Source organism: Rhodococcus sp. IEGM 1241, assembly GCF_033142365.1.
GTDB classification, from domain to species: domain Bacteria; phylum Actinomycetota; class Actinomycetes; order Mycobacteriales; family Mycobacteriaceae; genus Rhodococcus_F; species Rhodococcus_F erythropolis.
This window is the reverse complement of the sequence record NZ_JAWLSE010000005.1, coordinates 598,465-623,514: the sequence shown is the minus strand read 5'-3', so window position 1 is coordinate 623,514 and position 25,050 is coordinate 598,465. Positions and strand designations below refer to the sequence as shown.

The window sequence follows — 25,050 nt, the reverse complement described above, 5'->3', positions numbered from 1 at the left end:
AACCCGGAAGCTAAGCCCTTCAGCGCCGATGGTACTGCACTCGACAGGGTGTGGGAGAGTAGGACACCGCCGAACACCCGTTAACCGAAAGGGGACCCAACATATTGGGTCCCCTTTCGTGCGTTGTATGAGAGGAATGACTGTGTCGGAGAATGGCGACGAGCGTCGGTCCTTCCGTGGGGGAGGAGCGCCTCGATCAGGTGGCCCCCGTCGTGACAACGACGGGCGTGGATCACGCGGCGCTGCAGGCGGAGACCGCCGCGGTGGTGCCGGAGACAACAACCGTGGCGGTGCTGGAAACAGTAACCGTGGCGGCGGATTCAACGGCGGACAGCGTCGCGGCGGCGAGGGTGGGTTCACCCCTCGTGGACGCGACGGCGACCGCAACCGTCAGCAAGCACGACCTGACGAACCGGATTTGCCCGACAACGTAGAGCCCACCGAGTTGGACCCGGCCGTGCGTCGAGATCTGCTCAGCCTCGACAAGGACAACGCCAACACAGTTGCGCGTCACCTCGTCATGGCAGGCAAGCTTGTCGACGAAGACCCGGAACTTGCACTGCTCCACGCGCGCGCTGCTCGTCAGCGCGCCGGCCGAATTGCGGTCGTTCGTGAAGCTGCTGGAATCACCGCGTACCACGCCGGTGAATGGGCTGAAGCTCTCTCCGAGCTTCGCGCTGCCCGTCGAATGGCTGGTGGACCGGGTCTGATCGCTGTCATGGCCGACTGCGAACGCGGTTTGGGTCGACCCGAACGCGCAATCGAGCTCGGTCGTAGCGACGAGGCTGCCCTGCTTTCCGGCGACGAGGCTTCTGAGTTGAGGATCGTGGTCGCCGGCGCCCGCATGGATCTCGGTCAGTTCGATCAGGCAGTTGTCACACTGCAGACCAAGGATCTTGACGCAGCGCGTACCGGTGAAGCGGCGGCTCGGCTTTTCTATGCGTACGCTGATGCCCTCGTTGCAGCAGGTCGTGTCGAAGACGGATTGAAGTGGTTCCTCAATGCTGCAGCTGCAGACCTCGAGGGTGACACGGATGCTGAAGAACGGGTGGCCGAGTTGACCGGAGAAGATCAGTGACCGTGCTTCGTACTCAGTACGACGTACTTTTGCTCGATCTCGACGGCACGCTGTACGCCGGAGCTCATGCGATTCCCGGCACCCAGGCTGCGTTGGGTCAGGGTACGCAGGCTCTGTACTACGTGACCAACAATGCGAGTCGCTCGCCTTCGGCAGTGTCCGCACATCTGACCGAACTCGGTTTCGATTCCGAAGACGATCGCGTGGTCACCAGTTCTCAGACGGCGGTGCGCCTGTTGGCTGAGCGTCTCGAACCCGGTGCCGCCGTACTCGTCGTCGGTACCGATGCATTGGCCGACGAGGTGACACGCGTCGGGTTGTTTCCGGTGCGCGAATTCGCGGATTCCCCGGTTGCAGTCGTCCAAGGACATTCGACGGAGACCAACTGGTCGATCCTCGCCGAGGCATGCTTGGCGATCAGGGCCGGGGCGCTGTGGGTGGCTGCAAACCTGGACACCACACTGCCGTCGGAACGAGGTTTGGTGCTCGGCAACGGCTCGATGGTGGCGGCTCTGCGCGCCGCCACGAGGCAGGAACCCTTGGTGGCAGGCAAGCCTGCTGCTCCGCTGATGGAGGATGCGCTTGCACGCAGTGGGTGCTCGCGTCCACTGGTCGTCGGTGATCGCTTGGACACTGATATCGAAGGCGCACATGCTGTTTCGATCGACTCACTGTTGGTACTGACCGGTGTGAGCACGCCGGGCGACGTACTGCGGGCTCCGATTGAGCAGCGCCCCACCTACATTGCAGCAACTCTGGATTCGCTCAATCAGCCGGCTGTCGAATCGCTGGTCGGTGCGGACTCCAAGTGGTCTGTCTCCGTGAACGGGTCGGCGCTGGTTGTCGACGGCCCGGTTGTCGGGGACGAAATGTCACTTCTACGTGCGGTTGCGCCTGTCGCATGGGCTAATCCGTCGTTCCAGACGCTGGAAGCGTCGGATGCCGGCGTGGCGGATCTGTTTGCTTCCTGGCTGGCCTGATTTCTCGCATATGTGTTCGACTCGCGGGGGTGCGGGTGTATGCGCAACGGAGAGTCATGCACTAACGTTGTGCCCGATGAGCACGCCGACACCGCACCCCGGAAACTCGAGCAACGGATCACCGCTGCCCGGGTCACGCCCTACCGTCGATCCGGAACGAATACGTTCTGACGTCGACGGTTTGCTGGCACGCCTCGGCGGCATCGAACACGATCCGAACGATCATCACGGAGCAGGTGTGATTCCGCAGAAGGCACATATTTTGGAACAGGCACACGAGGTGCTCGTCCAGGCACTCGCCTCTGTGGACAGGGCTTGACGTGGCACGTAGAGCACGGGTGGACGCCGAATTGGTCCGTCGCGGTCTGGCACGATCGAGAGATCATGCGCAAGAACTGATCTCCGCGGGCCGAGTTCTCATTTCCGGAGCAGTTGCGACCAAGCCCGCGACGGCGATCGAAGCCGGAACGCCACTTCGGGTCGTCGAGGTGGAGCAGGAAGTTTCGTGGGCGTCGCGCGGTGCTCACAAACTGATCGGTGCCCTTGACGCCTTCGGTACCGAAGGATTGACGGTCGAAGGTCGCCGGTGCCTCGACGCCGGCGCTTCCACCGGCGGGTTCACGGACGTTCTGCTGACACGCGGTGCGAAGGAAGTTGTCGCCGTCGACGTCGGTTACGGCCAATTGGTGTGGCGCCTGCAGTCCGACGACCGAGTTCATGTCATCGACCGAACCAATGTTCGCGCTATCGATGCCGAGACGATCGGCGGAACTGTCGATCTCGTTGTCGCGGACCTGTCGTTCATCTCTCTCAAACTGGTACTCGGGGCGTTTGTCGCCTGTACCGCTGACGGCGCGGACCTGGTTCCGATGGTCAAGCCTCAGTTCGAGGTGGGCAAGGACCGCGTCGGTGCCGGTGGCGTCGTACGAGATCCGGAACTGCGAATCTCCGCTGTGCTCGACGTGTCGGAGGCTGCTGCAAAGGTAGGTCTGCGGACGTTAGGTGTCGTGGCCAGCCCATTGCCCGGTCCGTCGGGAAATGTCGAGTATTTCCTGTGGCTTCGAAAGTCGGGTACATCCGGCGATGAAGAGACGGATACCGACGCCGAGACGAACACCGAGGGAATTCCTACGGTGGAGGACATGATTCGCAAGGCTGTAGAGGAAGGGCCCCAGTGAACGCGGTCACGAACGGCGAGTCGCGCGAGATCCTTCTTGTCGCACACCCTGGTCGACGTGACATCACGGAAACTGCCAAGCGGGTCGGGAAGATCTTCGAGCGCGCGGGAATCGGACTGCGAGTCCTCGTCGACGAAGCAGACAGTTCGCGCATCGAAGCAATGACGGAACCAGAGGGTTTCTCTGCGCCGGGTCTCGACGTCACGGTTGTTCATCCCGGCCCTGATGCTGCCGTTGGATGCGAGTTGGTACTTGTCCTCGGTGGCGACGGCACGTTTCTGCGCGCCGCCGAACTCGCTCAAGAAGCGTCCATTCCGGTACTGGGCATCAACCTCGGACGGATCGGATTTCTGGCAGAGACCGAGGCCGAGCATCTCGACGAGGCTCTCGCACAAGTAGTTCGCAAGGAATATCGCGTTGAGTCTCGCATGACACTCGACGTCGTGATTCGGGTGGACGACGAGATCATCGACCGCGGGTGGGCGCTCAACGAGGCCAGTATCGAGAACCGTTCGCGTCTGGGAGTTCTCGAAGTTGTCCTCGAAGTCGATGGCAGACCGGTGTCTGCGTTCGGTTGCGACGGTGTTCTCGTGTCAACTCCCACAGGCTCGACCGCTTATGCATTTTCCGCAGGCGGCCCCGTCGTGTGGCCCGAACTCGAAGCATTGCTCGTCGTACCCAGCAACGCGCATGCGCTGTTCGCGCGGCCGTTGGTCACCAGCCCGAATTCGATCATCGCGGTGGAGACCGTCGCCGGTAGCCACGACGGCCTGGTCTTCTGCGACGGCCGTCGTACCTTGGAACTGCCTGCCGGCGCTCGCGTCGAGATCGTTCGCGGCGCTACTCCCGTCAAGTGGGTCCGGTTGGACTCTGCGCCTTTCGCTGATCGGATGGTTCGCAAGTTCGAGCTTCCGGTTACCGGATGGCGAGGAAGGAAGCCTTAATCGTGCTCGCAGAGATCCGTATCGACAGTCTTGGTGTGATCTCCGAGGCCAGCGCCCAGTTTCACGAGGGCCTGACCGTCCTGACCGGTGAAACCGGCGCAGGTAAAACGATGGTCGTCACCAGCTTGCACCTCCTCAGCGGAGCGCGAGCGGATGCCGGTCGAGTGCGGTTGGGCGCGTCGCGGGCCGTTGTCGAAGGACGATTCATCGCCGACGACGTCTCACCGGCCACCGAGCGTGAGATCGTCCGAATCCTGGAATCGTCCGGCGCCGAGCGCGACGAGGACGGGACCATCATCGCCGTGCGGACAGTCGGCAGCGATGGGCGGTCTCGGGCTCATCTCGGCGGACGAAGCGTGCCGGCGGGAGTTCTCTCCGAATTCACGGACCCACTTCTGACTGTCCACGGACAGAACGATCAGCTGCGATTGCTTCGTCCCGACCAGCAACGCAACGCGCTGGACCGCTTCGGGGACAAGGCAATCGGAACGCTGCTGACGAGGTACCGCAAACACCGTCGTGAATGGCTCGATGCTCGTTCGGAGTTGATCGAGCGCACGTCGAAGGCTCGTGAACTGGCGCAAGAAGCAGATCAGTTGACCTTCGCGCTAAACGAAATCGACGGCGTGGCACCCGAGCCCGGCGAGGACACGGCGATCGTTGCCGAAGTTCGTCGACTCAGTGAACTCGATTCGCTCCGCTCGGCTGCGGAAGAGGCGCATGCTGCGCTCGCCGGTAGTGACGACATGGCAAGCGGCGACGTCGGTGTCATGCCGGCGCTAGACCTGATGTCCGAAGCGAGGGCGCGCATCGAGTCGGTCACTGACGCCGATCTGGATGGCCTCGGTTCCCGGTTGGCCGACGCTATTGCCGTCGTCACCGACGTTGCCGGTGACCTGAACACCTACCTGTCCGGGCTGCCCGCAGACCCGGGTGCTCTGGACTCTTTGTTGTCGCGGCAATCGGAACTGAAGACTCTGACTCGCAAGTACGCCGCCGATGTCGACGGTGTTCTCGAATGGGCAGATACTGCTCGCGCTCGTCTATCCAAACTCGACGTGTCCTCGGATGCGTTGTCACTGTTGGCCAAGCAGGTCGAGGAGACGGCTGGCCTGACCGCGGAGGCAGCTACCAAGCTGAGCGCCGCGCGAGTCAAGGCGGCGGCAAAGCTCGCCAAAGCCGTCAGCGCGGAACTCGCCGGTCTGGCGATGGGACGTGCGGGCCTCGAAGTGACTGTGCGTTCGCAGCCTGCCGGCCCGCAGGACTCGGCGCCGCTCAGTGTCGGGGGAGTAGACCTGCATGCCGGGTCTGCCGGCGTCGACGAGGTGGAATTTCGCCTGTCCGCGCACAGTGGGGCACCGTCACTTCCGATCAGCAAGAGCGCTTCCGGTGGTGAGCTGTCACGCGTCATGCTGGCGCTCGAGGTTGTTCTCGCTGGTAGCGACACCGGTGCGACGATGGTTTTCGACGAGGTGGACGCGGGGGTCGGTGGCCGCGCTGCTGTCGAGATCGGCCGCCGATTGGCGAAACTTGCTCGCACGCATCAGGTTATCGTTGTCACCCACCTTCCGCAGGTTGCTGCGTTTGCCGACACCCACCTCGTGGTGGACAAGGTCGACGACAAAGGCGGAGTGGTGAGCAGTGGCGTGCGGACCTTGTCGGATTCGGATCGGGTGGTCGAATTGGCCCGTATGTTGGCAGGGCTGGACGACACCGAAACCGGTCGTGCGCACGCCGAAGAACTGCTCGAGATCGCGAATGCGGCCCGCGTCACAGATTGAAGGTTCTGTGGTGTTGGTGTGACTGATGTGGTAGTTGTCGGCGCGCCTCCACCGGTCAACGCGGTTTCAGGTTCATCATCGAAGCCATGAAGATGCCCGGATTGCTCTCACGTAACACCGAATCCTTGCCTGGGATCAGTGGCATCGCCAGGGCCGATCGGAACACGGCGAAGCTTCTGCGCCGTGTCGGTCCTGGAGACATCGTGATCCTCGACGAAATCGACATCGATCGCCGGACCGCCGATGCTCTGGTGAAAGCCGGAGTCATGGCCGTGGTCAACGCGTCGCCGTCGATTTCGGGGCGGTACCCCAACCTCGGACCGGAAGTGATCGTCGCCAACGACATCGTTCTGATCGATGCCGTCGACGGTGATGTCTTCAAGAACATCAAGGACGGCAGCAAGATCCGCCTGCACGAGGGCGAGATCTTCAACGGCGAGAAGAGCCTCGTCAAGGGTGAAGAGCAGACCGAGGCCGAAATCTCCGACCGGATGATCGAGGCCAAGACCGGCCTGGTCGATCACTTGGAAGCGTTCTCGGGTAACACCATCGAGTTCATCCGCACCGAAAGCCCGTTGCTCATCGACGGAATCGGTGTTCCGGACATCGATATCGACTTGAAGGACCGCCATGTCGTGGTCGTCTCCGATGGCCCCGAACGCGAGACCGATCTGAAGAACCTCAAGCCCTTCATCAAGGAGTATTCGCCGATCTTGATCGGTGTCGGCGCAGGTGCGGACGTGTTGAGCAAGGCCGGATACCGCCCCGATCTGATCGTGGGCGACCCGGAGGAAATCACCAGTTCCACGCTCAAGTCCGGCGCGGAAGTTGTTCTGCCTGCAGACCAGGACGGTCATGCGGCGGGGCTTTCCCGAATCCAGGATCTCGGTATCGGGGCGATGACGTTCCCGGCGACCTGCTCACCGACCGACCTTGCGCTGCTGCTTGCCGATCACCACGGAGCTTCACTGATCGTGACGGTCGGCAACGTGGTGTCCTTGGACGAGTTCTTCGACCGTGGGCGTCGTGAAAGCAATCCGTCGGCGTTCATGACACGGCTCAAGGTTGGACCGAAACTGGTCGACGCCAAGGCCGTCGCAACTCTGTATCGAAGTCGAGTGTCCGGCGGCGCGATCGCGCTCCTGGTGCTCGCCGCCCTGGTGGCAGTGATCGTCGCCCTGGTCGTGTCCAATGCCGGTAGTGAAGTTCTCGACTGGGCAATCGCAACGTGGAACAGCTTCGCGCTGTGGGTTCAGGGGCTCTTCAAGTGATTTCGATGCGTCAACATGCAATTTCCATAGCGGCAATCTTTCTGGCACTCGCGATCGGCGTGGTGCTCGGTTCCGGAATGCTGTCGAGTGGATTGCTGTCCGGTCTGCGTGACGACAAGGCGGACCTGCAGAACGAGATCGAAGACCTCAATCAACAGTCCAATCAGCTTCAGCAGCAACTCAATTCCGCGGACGGCTTCGATGCCGCTGTCGGCGGTCGCGTCGTGCGTGACAGTCTCGCTGGTCGCACCGTCGTCGTCATCACGGCACCGGACGCGGATCCCAGTGATCTCGACGGTGTCAACCGACTCGTCACTGCCGCCGGCGGTGCCGTGACCGGACGCGTCTCGCTCACCGATTCGTTTGTCGACGCCACCGGTGGTGACCGCTTGCGGACCGTCGTCACCAATGTCATCCCTGCGGGGATCACCCTCAAGACCGGTGCGGTCGATCAGGGCAGTCTCGCAGGTGATCTGCTCGGTTCGGTTCTGCTTCTCAACGGGCAGAACAGCGAACCGCAGAGCACTCCGGACGAGATGAATCTCGCGCTCGACTCGCTGCGTAGCGCCGGTTTCATCAGCTACGACGACGGAGCGGTCAAGCCGGCTCAGCTCGCCGTGGTCCTCACCGGCGACAACAAGAGCGAATCCGACGCAGCCACGGGTAACCGCGGCGCCGTCATCGCCCGGTTTGCCGGTGCTCTCGACGGACGCGGCGCAGGAACGATTCTCGCGGGCCGGCCTGGCTCGGCCGAGGGCAGTGGTCCTGTTGCCGTCGCGCGTGCGGACGCGGCGCTCTCAGCGGGCTTGACGACCATCGACAACATCGACCGGGAATCGGGCAAGATCACGACGCCGTTGGCACTTCAGGAACAGTTGAACGGCGGCGCCGGCCGCTACGGCACGGGACCGGGAGCGGCGGCGGTTACCGTCGGCGCACCCACCAACTGAACACCCCGGTATTGATACGCCGGTCACATCGGGGGCGGAAAGTCGGCGCGTTGTAGGCACCGACCCCCGATAGGTGTTACCGTGAAATCCCGTGGGTCGGCAGGCCCCAGCATGCTTCATCAGACCAAGCCCTGCACAGTCGTCACGGGAGCCCCTTTGCCACAGTCACGCACTAACACGCGTACCGCCACCAAGCACATCTTCGTCAGCGGAGGTGTAGCTTCCTCGCTCGGCAAAGGTTTGACCGCCTCGAGCCTGGGACAGTTGTTGACCGCGCGGGGAATGCGCGTGACCATGCAGAAGCTCGATCCCTATCTCAATGTGGATCCGGGCACCATGAACCCCTTCCAGCACGGCGAGGTGTTCGTCACCGAAGACGGTGCCGAGACCGACCTCGACGTCGGGCACTACGAGCGGTTCCTCGACCGTGACCTATCCGGTCAGGCGAACGTCACCACCGGCCAGGTGTACTCGACGGTCATCGCCAAGGAACGCCGCGGCGAGTACCTCGGTGACACCGTTCAGGTCATCCCGCACATCACCGACGAGATCAAGCGTCGCATCCTCGAGATGAGCGGTCCGGATCTGCAGGGACACCGCCCGGATGTCGTGATCACCGAAATCGGTGGAACCGTCGGCGACATCGAATCGCAGCCCTTCCTGGAAGCCGCTCGCCAGGTCCGCCACGACGTCGGCCGCGACAACGTCTTCTTCCTGCACGTCTCCCTCGTGCCGTACCTCGGCCCCTCCGGAGAACTCAAGACCAAGCCCACGCAGCACTCGGTTGCGTCGTTGCGCAGCATCGGCATTCAGCCCGACGCGCTGATCCTTCGTTGCGATCGTGACGTTCCGCAGGGCCTCAAGAACAAGATCGCCCTGATGTGCGACGTGGACGTCGACGCCTGCATCTCGACGCCCGACGCTCCCTCGATCTACGACATCCCGAAGGTTCTGCACCGTGAGGGCCTCGACGCCTACGTCGTTCGCCAGCTCGGTCTCCCGTTCCGCGACGTCGACTGGACCGTGTGGGGCAACCTCCTCGATCGTGTTCACCAGCCGCGTGAGACCGTGCGGGTCGCGTTGGTCGGCAAGTACGTCGACCTGCCCGACGCATACCTCTCCGTCACCGAGGCACTGCGCGCCGGTGGATTTGCCAACCGGTCCAAGGTCGAGATCTCCTGGGTTCCGTCGGATGCCTGTGAGACGGAAGCCGGAGCGCAGGCCGCTCTCGGTGACGTCGACGGTGTTCTGATCCCGGGCGGCTTCGGCATCCGCGGCATCGAGGGCAAGCTCGGCGCGATCCGTTTCGCACGTTCGCGCAAGCTGCCGCTGCTGGGTCTGTGCCTGGGTCTGCAGTGCGTCGTCATCGAAGCTGCTCGCAGCGTCGGCCTCGACGACGCCAACTCGGCCGAGTTCGAGCCGGACACCAAGCACCCGGTCATCTCCACGATGGCTGATCAGGAAGACGTCATCGCCGGTGACGCCGACCTCGGTGGCACAATGCGTCTGGGTGCTTACCCGGCCGTGCTGACCAAGGGTTCCGTCGTCGCTCAGGCCTACGGAACCGAGGACGTCTCCGAGCGTCACCGTCACCGCTACGAGGTCAACAACACGTACCGCGACCGGATTGCCAAGTCCGGCTTGCAGTTCAGCGGAACCTCGCCGGACGGTCACCTGGTCGAGTTCGTCGAGTACCCGCGTGAGCAGCATCCGTTCTTCGTTGCCACCCAGGCACACCCGGAGCTCAAGAGCCGCCCGACGCGCCCGCACCCGCTGTTCGCCGCCTTCGTCGAAGCAGCGTTGACGTACAAGCTCGAAGAGCGCCTGCCCGTCGACGTCCACGGTGACGAGAAGATCGACACCGCTGCCACCGAGACAGCGCTCGACGCTGCAGTCGAGAACGTGGAAAAGGTCTAGCCACAGATGAGCGATCCCGGTCGGCACGAATTCGACACCCTCGGCTCCAAGACGGTCTACACCGGCGCGATCATCGCGTTGCGCGTCGACACCGTTGCGATGCCTGGTGGTCAGCGTGCCGATCGGGAAGTCGTCGAACACCACGGCGCCGTTGCCGTCGTGGCACTGGACGAGCACGACAACCTGGTGCTGATTCACCAGTACCGTCACCCGCTCGCGCACCGGTTGTGGGAAATCCCTGCCGGTCTGCTCGACGCTGCGGGGGAGAGCCCGGTCGAGGCGGCGGCGCGTGAGCTGGGCGAAGAAACCGGACTCGGCGCCGATCGATGGTCGGTGCTGGTCGATGTAGCTCTCTCACCCGGGTTCACGGACGAGGCGGTTCGCGTCTTCCTCGCCGAGGGGCTGCACGAGGTGGAGCGCGACGATCCCGAACACGAAGAAGCCGATCTCGAGATTTCGCGAGTTCCGCTCGCCGACGCCGTCGACATGGCGCTGCGCGGTGACATCGTCAATGCCACCGCGGTATCGGGCATTCTCGCGATCGCTACCGCACGCTCGACGGGAAAGCCGCTACGCCCCGCCGACGCACCGTGGCCCGATCGTCCTCGCGCATTCGGAGAACGCAAGTCGCGAGCCTGAAGTGCTTGCCCGACAGGTGGACTCGTATCTCGACCATCTAGCGGTCGAGCGAGGATCTGCGCGCAACACTCTGCTTTCGTATCGCCGCGACCTGAATCGGTACGCGGAGTATTTGAACGGGCGCGGCATCGACGACGTTGCGGGCGTGACGGAGAACGACGTCACCGAATTCGTGACTCATCTGCGCCTGGGTGACAAAGATGCCGGAGTCGTACCGTTGGCGGCCAGTTCGGCAGCGAGGACCCTGATCGCGGTCCGCGGATTCCACAAGTTTTCCGCCGCCGAGGGCCTGGTCGGTGTCGATGTGGCTCGAACGGTCAAGCCGCCGACGCCCGGACGCAAGCTGCCCAAGGCTCTGCCGCTCGACGACGTGATCGCCCTACTCGACGCTTCGGGTGGCGGTGCGGCCGGTGACGGGCCCCGCGACCTGAGGGATCGCGCTCTGCTCGAGCTTCTGTACTCGACCGGAGCACGCATCACCGAGGCGATCGATCTGGACGTCGACGACATCGACACCGAAACCCGTTCCGTGCTGCTCAAGGGCAAGGGCGGCAAGCAGCGGATCGTCCCCGTCGGCAGGCCGGCGATCGCCGCCGTCGACGCGTATCTCGTCCGCGGGCGCCCCAGCCTCGCGACGCGTGGTGTTCCTGCCCTCTTTCTCAACGCTCGCGGGGGACGCCTCTCGCGTCAGAGTGCATGGCAGATTCTTCAGGACGCGGCCGCGTCGGCCGGGATCAAGGCGGACGTCTCACCCCATACGCTCAGGCACTCGTTTGCCACACACCTGCTCGACGGCGGCGCGGACGTACGTGTCGTGCAGGAACTTCTCGGTCACGCTTCGGTAACCACGACGCAGATCTACACACTGGTCACCGTCACAGCGCTGCGCGAAGTGTGGGCTCAGGCACACCCACGCGCCCGTTAGGCGTTGGTTGGCTCATGCGTGTCTGCGAGACCATTCGGTGATGTAAGCGGTAGCGTTCAAGGAGCGCGAGCGGCCTCCACCGCAGTTTCGGGGGTTTGCCGGCGCCGAGAGCAACCGCCGAAAGAGTAGGGGAGCATCGGACCGTGTCGACATCGCAGCCACCAGCGGCGGAGTCCGCGCCGCCGCATGTCAATGCCCAACTCTTCGAGCGCGTGAACGAATCAGCACCAGCTGTACCCTCCGAACCAGAGGCGATGTTCGAAATAGATACGACGCCAGTAGCCTCTCCACCTGCGGAAACCCCTGCTGTTTCCACGGAAGAACTCGGTCCGACGGGCCGGCCGGTCCGCGAGGTACCCCAACCGACACCGTTGGCGCACCACGGACCCGCGATGATCATCGCGATGTGCAACCAGAAGGGCGGCGTCGGCAAGACGACGTCGACCATCAACCTGGGCGCGTCGTTGGCCGAATACGGTCGCCGAGTGCTCTTGGTGGATCTCGATCCCCAAGGAGCGTTGTCTGCTGGTCTGGGCGTTCAGCATCACGACCTGGAACTGACCGTCCATAATCTCCTGGTCGAACCGCGTGTGTCCATCGACGACGTGTTGATGCGCACTCGGGTGGACGGTCTGGACCTGCTCCCCAGCAACATCGACCTTTCGGCCGCCGAGATTCAATTGGTCACCGAGGTCGGGCGTGAGCAGACTTTGGGGCGCGTGCTGCACCCGGTTCTCGATCGGTACGACTACGTGCTCATCGACTGCCAGCCGTCGCTTGGCCTGCTCACGGTGAATGCGCTGGCGTGCGCCGATTCGGTCATCATTCCGATGGAATGCGAGTACTTCAGCCTGCGCGGCCTGGCACTTCTCAACGACACCGTCGAAAAGGTGCACGACCGTCTCAATCCGAAGCTCGAGTTGGCCGGCATCGTCGTCACGATGTTCGACGCCCGGACCCTGCACGCTCGTGAGGTGATGGCGCGAGTGGTCGAGGTGTTCGGCGACGTCGTCTACGACACGGTGATCAACCGCACCGTTCGATTCCCCGAAACCAGCGTCGCCGGTGAGCCGATCACGACGTGGGCGCCGAAATCGGCTGGCGCCGAGGCATATCGAGCATTGGCCCGCGAGGTCATTCACCGGTCTGGTCGTTAGTGGAACTGATTGCATCGCAAGAAGATCCGGTCGAAGTCGAGCCGGATTCGATCGATCCGAACGTCCCGACCGACGCTCAGACCGCAGCCAAGGCTGCCGGTTTCCGAGTCACTCTCCGGAACTTCGAAGGCCCGTTCGATCTGCTGTTGAACCTGATCAATCAACGGCAGCTCGACGTCACCGAAGTCGCCCTTCACACCGTCACGGACGATTTCATCGCGTACACCAAGGAACTCGGCAGTGCGATGGGCCTTGATCAGACGACGGAATTCCTGGTCGTCGCAGCTACGCTTCTGGATCTGAAAGCGGCCAGGTTGTTGCCCGCCGGGCAGGTCGAGGACGCGGAGGATCTGGCGCTTCTCGAAGCACGTGATCTTCTCTTCGCGAGACTGCTGCAGTACCGGGCGTACAAACAGGTTGCGGCGCTGTTCGGTGAGTTGGAGGAAGCAGCGCTGCGGCGCTATCCGCGCTCTGTTGCCGTCGAGGATCAGTTCACCGAACTCCTGCCCGAGGTGTTGTTGGGCGTCGACCCTCAGCGTTTTGCGGAGATCGCGGCGACGGTGTTCACACCGCGTCCGGTGCCGACAGTGGGCCTCGATCACCTCCATGTGTCCAATATCTCGATACCCGAACAGGCCGAGCGAATTCTCGAGTTGCTGCGCGAGCGAGGCATCGGGGAGTGGACACCATTCGGGGACCTCGTTGCCGAGTGCGAAATCACCGTCGAGATAGTGGCAAGGTTTCTCGCATTGCTCGAGCTGTATCGCCGGCAGGTCATCGTGTTCGAGCAACCCGAGGCCCTCGGACCGCTGATGGTGAGTTGGACCGGAGACGACCCGGCCGCGCCGGTCACAGAGGAGGACTACGGATGAATGCCGAACCGACGGAATCAGAGTCTTCGCAGCTAGACGAGATTATCGAGCCTACCGACGACGCCTCGGAGTCCGAAGAGTCTGCACCCGATTTCGACCTCGACGACGATCAACTCGACGCAGTGCTGGAGTCGCTTCTGCTTGTCGTGGATTCGCCGGCGGAAGTGAACCAACTCGCATCTGTCACCGGAACCGCGCCGGAGCGCGTCGAAGAACGCCTGACGTCGATGTCGGCCGCATTGACCGCTCGCGGCAGCGGAATGGACCTTCGCTACGCGGGCGACGGATGGCGTCTGTACACGCGACAAGAGTTTGCCCCGTACGTGGAAAAGCTGCTATTGGACGGCGCACGCACCAAATTGACCAGGGCGGCATTGGAAACTTTGGCCGTAGTCGCATACCGTCAACCGTTGACTCGTGCGCGGATCAGTGCGGTACGAGGCGTCAACGTGGACGGGGTGGTACGCACCCTCCTTGCCCGCGGACTGATCGCGGAAGCCGGGCCTGACCCGGACACCAACGCGACACGGTACTCCACGACCGAACTGTTCCTCGAACGGCTCGGCCTGGCCTCGCTCAGCGAGCTCCCGGAGTTGGCCCCGCTCTTGCCTGATGTCGATCTCATCGACGACATCAGCGAAAGCCTGGAATCCGATCCGCGATTTGCGAGAATGAACAAGGCAGACATGCCCGCTGACGTAGTGGACACCGAAGTCGACGACTGACCGGAATTCCGGCGCTCGTCAGCACCGAGAAAGACCCGACCACGCTCGGGAAACAGTAGAAAACTGACAGGAAAAAAGTGAACAATCCCGCTCGCCGAGATGGCACACCGGACCGTAACAACTCCCGCGACAACCGCGGCGCACGCAGCGATGCACCCCGTGGTGGTCGCAGCGACGCCCCCCGCGGCGCACGTAGCGAAGCGCCCCGTGGTGGACGCAGCAACACTTCCCGCAGTACCTCCGGATACGACCGCAACGCCGGATCCGACCGTCCCCGCACGGACGACCGTCGCGGTGGATTCAATGATGACCGTCGCCCGCCGCGCAGCGATGACCGTCGCCCGCCGCGCAGCGATGACCGTCGCCCGCCGCGCAGCGACGACCGTCGCCCCGCACGTACGGACGACCGTCGTGGTGGCTACAACGACGATCGTCGCGGACCGCGCATTGACGACCGCCGCGGACCCCGCAGCGATGACCGCCGTACCCCCCACGTAGACGCCCGTCGGGCACCGCGCGGTGGCGCCGACCGTCGTAGTGACGATCAGCGCGGCGCACGCCCCGACGCTCCTCGCGGCGGCGCATGGTCGAACGCACCTCGTGGATCCAAGTTCGACGGACCTCCGCGCAAGCGCCCGGCAGCTCCCACACCGCCGGCGACCAACAAGCGTGGCAAGCCGAAGACCGAGAAGCCGCAGCGCGTCGTCTCTCAGAACCCGTTGGTCTCCAACGCCAAGCCGGCACGTCATCAGCATGCCGAGATCACCAAGCACGACGGCCCGCCGAAGGGCGACGGCGTCCGCTTGCAGAAGGTGCTGGCTCAGGCCGGCGTCGCATCACGCCGTGCAGCTGAAGAACTGATCGACCAGGGTCGCGTCGAGGTCGACGGCCGCATCGTGGTCGAGCAGGGTCTGCGTGTCGACCCCGAGAACGCAGTGGTTCGTGTCGACGGCGTCCGCGTCGTCGTGCAGAAGGACCTCGTCTACCTCGCGATGAACAAGCCGCGTGGCTGGCAGTGCACCATGTCCGACGATCTCGGTCGTCCGTGCGTCGGTGACATCGTCTCCGAGCGCGTTCAATCGGGTCAGCGGCTCTTCCATGTCGGCCGTCTCGACGCCGACACCGAAGGCTTGCTCCTCTTCACCAACGACGGCGATTTGGCTCACCGCCTGATGCACCCGTCGTTCGAGGTTCCGAAGACGTACCTCGCCACGGTTCACGGCGTTGTCGAGCGCAGCACCGGCAAGCAGCTGCGTGACGGTGTCACTCTCGATGACGGTCCGGCCAAGGTGGACGCGTTCACCGTGCTCGAGATCAACGAGGGCAAGACGCTCGTCAAGCTCGTTCTGCACGAGGGCCGTAAGCACATCGTGCGTCGCCTCCTCGATGCCGTCGGTCACCCCGTTGTCCGTCTGGTTCGCACCAACGTCGGAGTTGTCGCTCTCGGCGATCAGCGTCCGGGAACGCAGCGCGTCCTCGGACGTAGCGAGGTCGGTGGACTGTACGAGGCGGTCGGCCTGTGACCGATTCGTCCATGCCGCTGGTAGTCGCTATGGACGGACCGTCCGGAACCGGCAAGTCCAGCGTCTCTCGCGCGTTGGCGCAGCGTTTGGGTGCTCGCTACCTCGACACCGGAGCCATTTACCGGATCGCGACCCTGCACGTGCTTCGTCAGGGAATCGATCTGGCTGATTCCGCCGCGATCACCGCTGCCGTTGCGGCATTGCCGTGGTCCATCGGTACCGATCCAAGCAGTGAGCAGGTGCATCTCGACGGCGCGGACGTCAGTGAGGAGATCCGCGGCGACGCGGTCACCAAGGCTGTCTCCGCGGTCTCGGCTGTGCCCGAGGTTCGCGACCTGCTGGTCGCCACTCAGCGTGAGTTGGCGGCCGGTGCGGAGCGGATTGTAGTGGAAGGTCGCGACATCGGAACCGTCGTACTCCCCGATGCAGATGTCAAGATCTTCTTGACCGCATCGGCGGAAACCCGTGCAGCACGGCGCAATACGCAGAACGTCGGCCAAGGCCGTGAAGACAATTACGAAGCGGTGCTGGCTGATGTGCAGCGCCGTGACCATCTCGATTCGACTCGGGCAGTGTCGCCGTTGCGCCCTGCCGAGGATTCCATCCTGGTGGATACGAGCGAATTGGGAATTGAAGATGTGATCGCCAAGTTGCTGTTGGTGGTCAGCGACAGAACTGGAGCAGTGCAGTGAGCGACGATCTGGTAACCGAATATGCCGGTGACGGAACTTGGTCCGAGGAATCGGAGTGGGATTACGCCGATCTCGAAGCGGACGGCGAAGGCGAAGCGCACATTGCCGTCCCGACCTTGGCTGTTGTCGGTCGACCGAACGTCGGCAAGTCGACGCTCGTCAACCGCATCATCGGCCGTCGTGAAGCGGTAGTCGAGGATATCCCCGGCGTTACCCGTGACCGCGTCTCGTACGAGGCGAACTGGGCCGGACGGCGCTTCCTCGTCCAGGACACCGGCGGATGGGAACCCGACGCAAAGGGTCTTCAGCAGGCCGTTGCCCGCCAGGCCGAATTGGCCATGGGAACGGCTGACGCCATTCTCCTGGTCGTCGACGCCGTTGTCGGCGCTACGACGACGGACGAAGCTGTCGCTCGAGTGCTTCGCCGCTCGAAGACTCCGGTCATCCTCGTTGCCAACAAGGTGGACGACGGACGCACCGAGTCCGAGGTTGCAGCGCTGTGGTCCTTGGGCCTCGGTCAGCCGTACTCCGTGAGTGCGACGCACGGACGCGGTACCGGCGACCTGCTCGACGAGGTTCTCGAGAAGCTACCGGAAACCCCGCGTGAAGGTATCCCCGGCGGCGGCCCGCGTCGTGTTGCTCTCGTCGGAAAGCCGAACGTCGGAAAGTCCAGCTTGCTCAACAAGCTGTCCGGTGACGAGCGGTCCGTCGTGCACAATGTTGCCGGCACCACCGTCGACCCGGTCGACTCCATCGTCGAACTCGGCGGGCGCCCTTGGCGTTTCGTCGACACAGCTGGTCTGCGCAAGCGCGTCAGCCATGCCAGCGGTGCGGAGTTCTATGCGTCGCTGCGTACGAAGAGCGCAATCGAGGCCGCTGAGGTCGCGATCCTGCTCATCGACGCACACGAGCCGATCACCGAGCAGGACCTGCGTGTTCTGAGCATGGTGGCCGACACGGGTCGTGCACTGGTGATCGCGTTCAACAAGTGGGACCTCGTGGACGAGGACCGTCGACTCATGCTGGACAAGGAAGTGGACCGCGATCTGGTCCGCGTTCCGTGGGCTCAGCGAGTCAACATCTCCGCCCACACCGGTCGCGCCGTGGCGAAGCTCGTGCCGGCTCTCGACACGGCTCTGGAGTCCTGGGACAAGCGCATCCCCACGGGTCGCCTGAACACCTGGCTCAAGGAAGTTGTGGCGGCTACGCCGCCTCCGATGCGTGGTGGTCGCCTGCCTCGCATCATGTTCGCGACTCAGGCAAGCACACGCCCGCCGACATTCGTTCTCTTCACCACGGGCTTCCTCGAGGCCGGCTACCGCCGCTTCATCGAGCGGCGTCTGCGTGAAGAGTTCAACTTCGACGGCAGCCCGATCCGCGTATCCGTACGAGTGCGCGAGAAGCGTGACCGTAAGGGCCGCTGATTCTGCGTCCAGATCGGTACCGAAAAGGCTCTGACCAGCCGATTGGTACTTCGGCCCGTCCCTGATGTAATCTTTCCAAGCGCCCGAAACAAGGGCGTGGGACGGGCTGTGGCGCAGCTTGGTAGCGCACTTGACTGGGGGTCAAGTGGTCGCAGGTTCAAATCCTGTCAGCCCGACCGAAGTTAGATCAAAAAGGCAGTTTCTCAGAAATGAGAAACTGCCTTTTTTGTATGTGCCTCACAGGTTCGGCAACGGATCTCGTGGGAAGTCCTGCGGTGACGTGAGCTCCGCGTCGGCAGCATTCACGACTGCAACATATTCTTCGTCGATCTCGTACGTAATGCCCGCCGCAGTGAAGTGCGGTGTGGATGCAGTATCGACCGGGCCGAGAACGGTCATTCTCGGAAACCGTGTAAGGACCGTCCGCGGCACTTTTCTGGACCGAAAGCTCGTGGAGAACACGGTGATCGCCTTTCGGCTCACCACGACAAACACACTCGGTTTCGCGCTCATCAGAACGTCTGCTGGAAATACGTACCGGATCTCGTCATCTGGATCCAAGTAAGACCGAAGGCGCTCGCGAACATCCGCAGAAACCGGCATGCGCGGAAGGCTAGCTCAGTTTCGCTGACTGAGGCGAATATTGTGGACGGCAACGGTTGCTCCGAAGAGCGCGATCAGAATGGCGGTAAAGATTGCTGCCAACCACCACGGCGCCGAACCTGCTGTATTCAGCCAGATGGCCAGTGCACCGAATATTGTAGTCGGAATGCCGACAGCACGAGACAGGTCGACGTTCCTCGGATTGACCGGCGGTGTTCTCCACCAATGAAGGCGATGTCCTCGATTCTCACGCAGCATTCGCAGGAAGGACCAGACAGTAAGCGGCAGACCAATCGCGAGGATGACCATCCCGCCAATGATCGCCAAAGTGGACCCGTCTCGGAAGTACGTCACGGCAGCGCCCACAACACCTGCAAAACCGATGGCCGTGAATACTTTCCACGCCGGGGTTATGGACTGGCCATGCGGTTGTGTTGCCATGCAAGCACCCTTCCACAAAACATGCTCGAAAACTTCAAGCCTGTTGCGGCCGTCGATTGTGCATCAGGGTGACAGTCAAACTCGGCAGGCCGTTAACTATTCCGAGTACAGCGACTGCGATACCCGCACTCAAAAGAGGTGCTGTCTCCCAATAGTTGCCAACGACGCGGAATGTCCCGATCAGGCTCAAAACCCAACCTGCGAGTTGCGCACGCCGAACATGGTGTGCCGCTCGCGATGAGGACGGTCCCACCGCGAGAGGTATTCTCCACCCGTAGTTTCCGTGAGCTGCGAGGCGAGCGCCGTAGACATGGGCAGCAGTAGCAAGAATCAGTGCGCCCAATGCGATCAACGTCGTTGGTCCCTTCTTCGATTACCGTCGACGTTATCGCTCCTTCGTGCATTTTGGGTTGCAACCGATTTCTGCGCCGGCGCACAATTTTCCCTACTGGCATGATCTCTTCGTATGACGGGGATTCGGATCGCGTGGGTTGTACTAGCGGTTGCCACCGGGATCCTAGGATCCGCGACGGCACAGTGGCCGCTGTACGAGATCACCGATTGCGAAATAGGTCTAGGCCCGCTCAGTTCTGCTGATTGCTACCGCTCGATTCATGACTATTTCGGGCGGGAGCTCTTCTTGGTGCTGGCGTTGCCGGTGGCTCTGTGCGTCATTCCAGCCGTGATTCCGCGACCATTAGTTTCCTGGATCGTCTCGGCGACAATGCTCTGCGCTGCAGTAGTGGGTTTCTTTACCGCTTTCAGCTCGGATATGCCTTCTCTGCTCTCGATGGTGGGGAGCCTCCCTGCGGCAGTGCTGGCATTGGTACTTGCTGCGGTGCATCAGGGGATCGCATTGCGCAACAAGGGCGCCATTGCTCGTGCGCGCGGTGAGGTTCGCGATATGCGGTCGAGTGAGTGATCAGTCGGGGCTGAAGAACAGTTCCATCGAGATCCAGAACCACGCCACCATTGCAGCGACCGGAAGGAACGCAAACACCAATGGCAACGCGAATTGCCGGCCGGTGCGACTGGGAATAGTCATAAGTCCGAGCAAGACGAACACGGCGGCAGGCGCCGCCCAACTTATCCAGTAGGTGAGCGGTGGTGGGTTGGGCCCGAACGACGTGAACGAACGGTTCGGATACAGCTGCGGCTGCGGGACGTCCGCGAAGTGTTGCCACAGGAGTACCAATGGCAGGTAGCCGAACAGCCCCAGTAGGAGGCCGACGACGAGTCCCGCGAAGATTCGTTCGCCCCTCATCTCGACGCACCCGTCCGAATCAATCGTCCCACTGCCTATGCGACTTCTGGTAAGTCACGAGGCTGAATCCGTAGAGCCCACGCCCGGGCCGCAACGAACGTCATGGCCAATACGAGAACCACCAGCAGCACGACCGCGATCCAGGTGGGAGCGGCGGTGGAAAAGCCCAGCCTCCACGCAGTACCGACACCTACAGTCGTCGCCGCCAACGCCCCGACCGGAAGCATCGCCGCCACCGCCTGCGTCGTGCGCGTAGTAAGTCGATCCCCGGCAGCGCGAAGAACTCCGAACACGGCGGCGACCGCCAGACCGTAGGCCAGGAAACCGCTGACGGCATAAACCAGGAGCGGGGACCATCCGATGTCAACCGACCTGGTGAATGCCATGCTGATCAAGACCAACAGGGGCGTCAACCCAAGCGTGACTCCCACAAGGCCTGCCACCACAGTTCGAAGCATTCGATTGTCCTGACCTCCGGAGATTCGCACACCCGCGAGGTGGAGTACGAGCCCGGTCAGCGCGCCCAGAACGGCGCCGATCACCGCAGCCTCGATGGGCCAGGCCCATTGCGATTCACCCGCGAAGCCCGAGATTGTCGTGCCACCCGAAAAGAGGATGATCGTGGCCGACGCCTGTGACGATCCTTGTGTCAGCGCCGCCGTGACGATGGCAACGGTCGCACCGAACAAAGCAAACCCGAGTGCCTGTTTCCACATCAAGCCATCTTGACCCATCCCGCGGGAGAATTCGGCGCAACAGGTCTGCGTCATGCTTTACCTATCGGGGTGGGATCGGCGCGAAGTTCCGCATCTCGTCCCGTCCGGGCCGGATGACGCCTGCGGCGGATTCGGGAACCTCGTTCCATGCTCCGGGAAGGTCGCGCAGAGGCTCGGATACGACGATTCGGGTCTCCTCACTCAGATGGTGCAGGGCATCCACCTCAGGATGGAGCTTGCGCAACGTGGAGATCTCGGTGGAGAAGAACAGTGACCTCGACCGGTTCTCGCTCGAATAGCGAAAGATCCAGGTGGAGACGCCATCCGACGTGGCAACGGTCATCTGAACCGGATTGTCGATTCCCTGCGAGCGAGCCGTGTGCTCGACAAATCCGACGGCCCTCGCGACACCTTCGAACGGATCGTCGGTCAGGCCGAACGTCAGCGCGAGGAAGAACAAGGTTTCCGAGTCCGTCGATCCTTCGAGATCCGGAAAGAGCGACGGATCAATGGCAGTCACCAATTCCCTTTTCATGTCGTGGAATCCGCGTAGTGAACCGTTGTGCATCCACAACCAATTGCCGTGCCGAAATGGGTGGCAGTTGCTGCGCTGCACTGCAGTTCCCGTCGAAGCGCGCACGTGGGCGAACATGAGAGGGGTGCGCAGTTGAGAGGTGACCTCGCGCAGGTTCGAGTCGTTCCACGCGGGTTCGATGCTCTTGAAAACTGCCGGTTGGGGCCCCTCCCCGTACCAACCGATTCCGAAGCCGTCGCCATTTGTCGTCGTGGCCCCGAGTTGAGAATGCAGGCTCTGGTCGATCAGCGAGTGCTGTGGCCTGAACAGCAAGTCATGGGCCAGTATCGGCTCTCCCGAATACGCCATCCACCTACACATGCTTTCAACTCAAACAGATTGAGTCGGCGTTGACGGTGCATGCGCAGCGGCGTGCGTCGTCTGGGCGGGCTTCCATGTCGACACAGCCCAGATCACGACGATGTTCAGCGCGATGATGAGAGTCGACCACCAGGGGTAATACGGCAGCCACAAGAAGTTCGCGATGATCGAGATGGCACAGATCACGACTGCCGATACCCGCGCCCACGCCGTTCCGGTGAACAATGCGAGACCGACGAGAGCGACGAGCGCGCCCAGCACGAGATGGATCCAACCCCACGTCGTCAGGTCGAATTGATAGACGTAGTCGATCCCGACTACGAACACTTCGTTTTCGGCGACGGCAGCGATTCCTTGGAAGAACTGCACGATACCGACCGTCACCAAGATGACTGCTGCCCCGATCGATGTTCCTACCGCGAAACCCTGCTTGACTGACGTTGTATCCGACATGGCGGTTTCCCTTGATTCGGAGGGGTGACCGGACACGTGCCCGGCACGTTGTACCGATCGTTGTTCCACCGGCCGACTGTCGTGAAACGGAAATGCCGGTCCGGTTCGGTGAGAAATCAGTGCGTTCTGCTCCGATGTGCGGGCGAAATGTAACTTCTGGCCCCTGTTGATGCGATGTACCCCTTGCCGGAACGCGTGTGCGGAGGAATTGCTCGTAACCGAAGTTCACAGAAAACAAGAAGAATTCGGCACGGAATTCGACCTATTTATCCAGCTGTACTGGTATTTTGACTGAATTGACCGGAAGCTACGGTCCGCGGAAAAGAGTAGCGAGAGAATGACGATCTTCGGCAGGCGTTCCGCGGGCATCTCCGCGACGGCCTTCGTCTTGGCAGCTGTTGTATCGACGGCACTTCCCGCGGTGGGATCGGCAGCACCAGTCGCACTCACCCACGCGTGCACTCCCGAGATCAACGACAATTCGATGTCACTTGATCCGGCAGTGATCGACGGTTGGTACGACATCTCGACTGGTTCGCCGGGAACGAAGATCAACTCGATCGAGGCTTGGCGGACAGTGCCGGGAGACATTCTCGAGTTTCGCGCAGCGGTGACGATCAGAGCCCACGGAAGTCCCGTCCGAGGGACCCTTCGGATCGACGGCGCCGGCTTGACCGGAGATCAGGATCTGATCTCCAGAATGACGTTGACCCAAGATCTCGGTCGCTCAGGATCAACGGTCACCGATGCCGACGACGGCTCGGTCATTCCGGTTCGTGCCAAGCTTGCATTCGACGTCACAACTCCTGGACAAGTGGCACAGAACCAGACGGTCAACCTCTCGGCAGTCAAGATTGTCTTGGCAGGAGACACCACCGATCCGGGAGGTGAATGCCCCGGCCCCGGCCCGGGCCCCGGCGGCGGCGGGAATGGAAGCGGTGGCGGGAACGGCGGTGGTGACGGTTCCGGTGGGAACGGTGGGGATTCCGGTGACGCACTTCCCGGTCGTGACGTCGGAAACCGCGTACCAATTTCCCAGATTCCGTCCGGCCCGACTTCTCGCCCGTGACAGCGGCACCTGGATTCACGGTCCGTCGAACATGGGCCGCCGCAGTAGTGGCGACAATGCTCTTGATCGGCGGATGTTCTGACGACGGTGACTCGCCGACCCGCGTCCTCGCGACCGGCCAACAAGATTTGCCGCCAGAGATTCGCGCTGTGGTCGACGGTCCGGATGTCCCGACCACGCTTCGCATAGTCGACAGCACCGCTGACGTTCTGTCGATCAAGACGACGACAGACGGCTCGCTCATTCCGCCCGAGGATGTCAGTGAGATCGGATGGTGGGCAGATTCGGCATTCCCGGGTTCGGGCGCGGGCACCGTGGTGATCACCGGACACATCAACGACATCTATCAGGGTGACGGTTTCGGAAAGAAGTTCTCGACACTGGAAATCGGCTCGATCGTGACCGTGGCGGGCGCCGGGGGACAGACCTGGAACTACCGTATCGACGCGGTCGATCACTATGGCAAAGACGGCGAGCTGCCGGTCGAGCGATTGAACAGCCTCGACGGACCGGAAACCCTCGCGCTGATCACCTGCGGCGGCGAGTTCGTCGGTCCACCCTTCGGTTACGAGGACAACGACGTCGCGTGGGGAACTCCGGTGCCCGCATAGCCGAAAACCAGACGTCGGAACGGTTGATAAACTGGGCCCCGCGTTCGTGGCCATCCACGCACGTTTCGAAAGTCCGAAGAAGGAGATTGTGCTGTGGTTGACCTCGCCTATGTCATCGCTGGGTCCGAAGCGACTGGCGGTGCCGGCCTGCAGGTCGACCTGAAGACGTTCCAGGCATTGGACGTCTACGGCGTAGCGACCACCACATGCATCGTCTCGTTCGATCCCAAGAACAACTGGGGTCATCGCTTCGTGCCGATCGCTCCTGACGTGATCGCTGATCAGATCGAGGCTGCCACTGCGGCTCACGATCTGGACGTCGTCAAGATCGGCATGTTGGGCACTCCCGCCACGATCGAGGTTGTGGCAGAGGGTCTGCGTCGGCAGTCCTGGCGCCACGTCGTCCTCGACCCGGTCCTGATCTGCAAGGGCCAGGAGCCCGGCGCGGCTCTCGATACCGATACAGCACTTCGTGATTCGATCCTCCCGCTCGCCACCGTCGTCACACCCAACCTGTTCGAGGCACGCACCCTCGCCGGAATGGACAGTATCGAAAGCGTGGACGACCTCATCGAGGCCGCACGTCGTATCCACGACCTCGGACCCAAGTACGTGCTCGCAAAGGGTGGTGTCGAACTCGCCGGTGGCGACGCCGTCGACGTGTTGTTCGACGGGACCGACGTGACGGTTCTCTCCGCCCCCAAGGTCGGCGAAGAGCGCGTCTCGGGTGCCGGTTGCACGCTGGCCGCCGCGGTGACCGCCGAACTGGCAAAGGGCGCCGACGTGGGAGAAGCCGTCGCTCTGGCCAAGAAGTTCGTCACGGCGGGCATCGAAGGCCGCGTCTCGGCACACACGCCGTTCGACACCGTCTGGCAGGGCGCTTTCAAGGGATAGGCACACTGCGGCTCACATCGCCGCGTGCGGCCTGGCAGGATCGAGTGC

Annotated in this window: 27 protein-coding genes and 1 tRNA gene; 22 read left to right on the top strand and 6 right to left on the bottom strand. The window is 62.6% G+C overall.

What is annotated here, in order from left to right:
* Nucleotides 1–136 precede the first annotated feature (136 nt).
* From R4P70_RS24100 to R4P70_RS24015, 18 genes are all read left to right on the top strand, one after another.
* A complete protein-coding gene (locus tag R4P70_RS24100; protein WP_073513327.1) occupies nucleotides 137–1,078 on the top strand; it encodes a hypothetical protein in 942 nt (313 codons plus the stop codon).
* A complete protein-coding gene (locus R4P70_RS24095; RefSeq protein WP_020969715.1) occupies nucleotides 1,075–2,058 on the top strand; it encodes an HAD-IIA family hydrolase in 984 nt (327 codons plus the stop codon). The genes R4P70_RS24100 and R4P70_RS24095 overlap by 4 nt, the downstream gene beginning before the upstream one ends.
* 76 nt (nucleotides 2,059–2,134) lie before the next feature.
* Entirely contained in the window at nucleotides 2,135–2,377 is a 243-nt protein-coding gene (locus tag R4P70_RS24090; RefSeq protein ID WP_019748595.1) for a hypothetical protein, read from the top strand.
* 1 nt (nucleotide 2,378) lies between these two features.
* On the top strand, nucleotides 2,379–3,236 hold the full coding sequence (locus R4P70_RS24085; protein ID WP_029255446.1) for a TlyA family RNA methyltransferase: 858 nt from the start codon (nucleotides 2,379–2,381) through the stop codon (nucleotides 3,234–3,236).
* Nucleotides 3,233–4,180, top strand: coding sequence for an NAD kinase (locus R4P70_RS24080; RefSeq protein WP_019748593.1), 948 nt, complete (start codon nucleotides 3,233–3,235; stop codon nucleotides 4,178–4,180). The genes R4P70_RS24085 and R4P70_RS24080 overlap by 4 nt, the downstream gene beginning before the upstream one ends.
* A gap of 2 nt (nucleotides 4,181–4,182) precedes the next feature.
* The gene (gene recN / locus R4P70_RS24075; RefSeq protein ID WP_003946143.1) at nucleotides 4,183–5,961 is read left to right on the top strand and encodes a DNA repair protein RecN; all 1,779 of its coding nucleotides are present in this window, start codon (nucleotides 4,183–4,185) and stop codon (nucleotides 5,959–5,961) included.
* An 86-nt stretch (nucleotides 5,962–6,047) separates the two neighbouring features.
* Nucleotides 6,048–7,232, top strand: a complete 1,185-nt coding sequence (gene steA, locus R4P70_RS24070; protein ID WP_020907868.1) for a putative cytokinetic ring protein SteA — start codon at nucleotides 6,048–6,050, stop codon at nucleotides 7,230–7,232.
* On the top strand, nucleotides 7,229–8,182 hold the full coding sequence (locus R4P70_RS24065; RefSeq protein WP_019748590.1) for a copper transporter: 954 nt from the start codon (nucleotides 7,229–7,231) through the stop codon (nucleotides 8,180–8,182). The genes steA and R4P70_RS24065 overlap by 4 nt, the downstream gene beginning before the upstream one ends.
* A 156-nt stretch (nucleotides 8,183–8,338) precedes the next feature.
* Nucleotides 8,339–10,099 carry a CTP synthase gene (locus tag R4P70_RS24060; protein ID WP_003946139.1) on the top strand — a complete coding sequence of 587 codons (1,761 nt, stop codon included), beginning with the start codon at nucleotides 8,339–8,341 and terminating at the stop codon, nucleotides 10,097–10,099.
* Nucleotides 10,100–10,105: 6 nt separating this feature from the next.
* Nucleotides 10,106–10,738 (top strand): NUDIX domain-containing protein, encoded by a 633-nt coding sequence (locus R4P70_RS24055; RefSeq protein WP_141487234.1) that lies wholly within the window; start codon nucleotides 10,106–10,108, stop codon nucleotides 10,736–10,738.
* A gap of 1 nt (nucleotide 10,739) precedes the next feature.
* Nucleotides 10,740–11,663 carry a site-specific tyrosine recombinase XerD gene (gene xerD, locus R4P70_RS24050; RefSeq protein ID WP_019748588.1) on the top strand — a complete coding sequence of 308 codons (924 nt, stop codon included), beginning with the start codon at nucleotides 10,740–10,742 and terminating at the stop codon, nucleotides 11,661–11,663.
* A gap of 143 nt (nucleotides 11,664–11,806) precedes the next feature.
* Nucleotides 11,807–12,820: a ParA family protein gene (locus tag R4P70_RS24045; RefSeq protein WP_020969711.1), complete on the top strand. Its 1,014-nt coding sequence runs from the start codon at nucleotides 11,807–11,809 to the stop codon at nucleotides 12,818–12,820.
* Nucleotides 12,820–13,692 (top strand): segregation and condensation protein A, encoded by an 873-nt coding sequence (locus R4P70_RS24040; protein ID WP_019748586.1) that lies wholly within the window; start codon nucleotides 12,820–12,822, stop codon nucleotides 13,690–13,692. The genes R4P70_RS24045 and R4P70_RS24040 overlap by 1 nt, the downstream gene beginning before the upstream one ends.
* On the top strand, nucleotides 13,689–14,417 hold the full coding sequence (gene scpB / locus R4P70_RS24035) for an SMC-Scp complex subunit ScpB (protein WP_317832123.1): 729 nt from the start codon (nucleotides 13,689–13,691) through the stop codon (nucleotides 14,415–14,417). The genes R4P70_RS24040 and scpB overlap by 4 nt, the downstream gene beginning before the upstream one ends.
* 446 nt (nucleotides 14,418–14,863) lie before the next feature.
* Nucleotides 14,864–15,940 carry a pseudouridine synthase gene (locus R4P70_RS24030; RefSeq protein WP_317832152.1) on the top strand — a complete coding sequence of 359 codons (1,077 nt, stop codon included), beginning with the start codon at nucleotides 14,864–14,866 and terminating at the stop codon, nucleotides 15,938–15,940.
* 11 nt (nucleotides 15,941–15,951) lie between these two features.
* Nucleotides 15,952–16,632 (top strand): (d)CMP kinase, encoded by a 681-nt coding sequence (gene cmk / locus R4P70_RS24025; RefSeq protein WP_029255443.1) that lies wholly within the window; start codon nucleotides 15,952–15,954, stop codon nucleotides 16,630–16,632.
* On the top strand, nucleotides 16,629–18,056 hold the full coding sequence (der, locus tag R4P70_RS24020; protein ID WP_019748583.1) for a ribosome biogenesis GTPase Der: 1,428 nt from the start codon (nucleotides 16,629–16,631) through the stop codon (nucleotides 18,054–18,056). Before cmk ends, der begins: the two co-directional genes overlap by 4 nt.
* 102 nt (nucleotides 18,057–18,158) lie before the next feature.
* Nucleotides 18,159–18,232: transfer RNA gene (locus tag R4P70_RS24015), tRNA-Pro, on the top strand.
* A 61-nt stretch (nucleotides 18,233–18,293) separates the two neighbouring features.
* On the opposite strand, the gene R4P70_RS24010 is transcribed toward R4P70_RS24015, so the two are convergent.
* Both R4P70_RS24010 and R4P70_RS24005 read right to left on the bottom strand, forming a co-directional pair.
* The gene (locus R4P70_RS24010; RefSeq protein WP_198586352.1) at nucleotides 18,294–18,455 is read right to left on the bottom strand and encodes a hypothetical protein; all 162 of its coding nucleotides are present in this window, start codon (nucleotides 18,453–18,455) and stop codon (nucleotides 18,294–18,296) included.
* Between the two features lie 219 nt (nucleotides 18,456–18,674).
* Nucleotides 18,675–19,100: a hypothetical protein gene (locus R4P70_RS24005; RefSeq protein ID WP_046378606.1), complete on the bottom strand. Its 426-nt coding sequence runs from the start codon at nucleotides 19,098–19,100 to the stop codon at nucleotides 18,675–18,677.
* 466 nt (nucleotides 19,101–19,566) lie between these two features.
* On the opposite strand from R4P70_RS24005, the gene R4P70_RS24000 reads away from it, so the two are divergent.
* Entirely contained in the window at nucleotides 19,567–20,022 is a 456-nt protein-coding gene (locus R4P70_RS24000; RefSeq protein WP_279164105.1) for a hypothetical protein, read from the top strand.
* Here the strand turns inward: R4P70_RS24000 and R4P70_RS23995 are convergent, their stop codons facing one another.
* From R4P70_RS23995 to R4P70_RS23980, 4 genes are all read right to left on the bottom strand, one after another.
* Nucleotides 20,023–20,364: a hypothetical protein gene (locus R4P70_RS23995; protein ID WP_047888127.1), complete on the bottom strand. Its 342-nt coding sequence runs from the start codon at nucleotides 20,362–20,364 to the stop codon at nucleotides 20,023–20,025.
* 35 nt (nucleotides 20,365–20,399) lie between these two features.
* A complete protein-coding gene (locus R4P70_RS23990) occupies nucleotides 20,400–21,080 on the bottom strand; it encodes a hypothetical protein (RefSeq protein WP_317832115.1) in 681 nt (226 codons plus the stop codon).
* 61 nt (nucleotides 21,081–21,141) lie between these two features.
* Nucleotides 21,142–21,963 (bottom strand): class II glutamine amidotransferase, encoded by an 822-nt coding sequence (locus R4P70_RS23985; protein WP_317832114.1) that lies wholly within the window; start codon nucleotides 21,961–21,963, stop codon nucleotides 21,142–21,144.
* 21 nt (nucleotides 21,964–21,984) lie between these two features.
* Nucleotides 21,985–22,428: a hypothetical protein gene (locus tag R4P70_RS23980; RefSeq protein WP_317832112.1), complete on the bottom strand. Its 444-nt coding sequence runs from the start codon at nucleotides 22,426–22,428 to the stop codon at nucleotides 21,985–21,987.
* Nucleotides 22,429–22,765: 337 nt separating this feature from the next.
* On the opposite strand from R4P70_RS23980, the gene R4P70_RS23975 reads away from it, so the two are divergent.
* From R4P70_RS23975 to thiD, 3 genes are all read left to right on the top strand, one after another.
* Nucleotides 22,766–23,497 (top strand): hypothetical protein, encoded by a 732-nt coding sequence (locus tag R4P70_RS23975; protein WP_317832110.1) that lies wholly within the window; start codon nucleotides 22,766–22,768, stop codon nucleotides 23,495–23,497.
* Nucleotides 23,494–24,108 (top strand): class F sortase, encoded by a 615-nt coding sequence (locus R4P70_RS23970; protein WP_230544038.1) that lies wholly within the window; start codon nucleotides 23,494–23,496, stop codon nucleotides 24,106–24,108. Before R4P70_RS23975 ends, R4P70_RS23970 begins: the two co-directional genes overlap by 4 nt.
* A 93-nt stretch (nucleotides 24,109–24,201) precedes the next feature.
* Nucleotides 24,202–25,002 carry a bifunctional hydroxymethylpyrimidine kinase/phosphomethylpyrimidine kinase gene (thiD, locus tag R4P70_RS23965; protein ID WP_003946192.1) on the top strand — a complete coding sequence of 267 codons (801 nt, stop codon included), beginning with the start codon at nucleotides 24,202–24,204 and terminating at the stop codon, nucleotides 25,000–25,002.
* Nucleotides 25,003–25,050 lie beyond the last annotated feature (48 nt).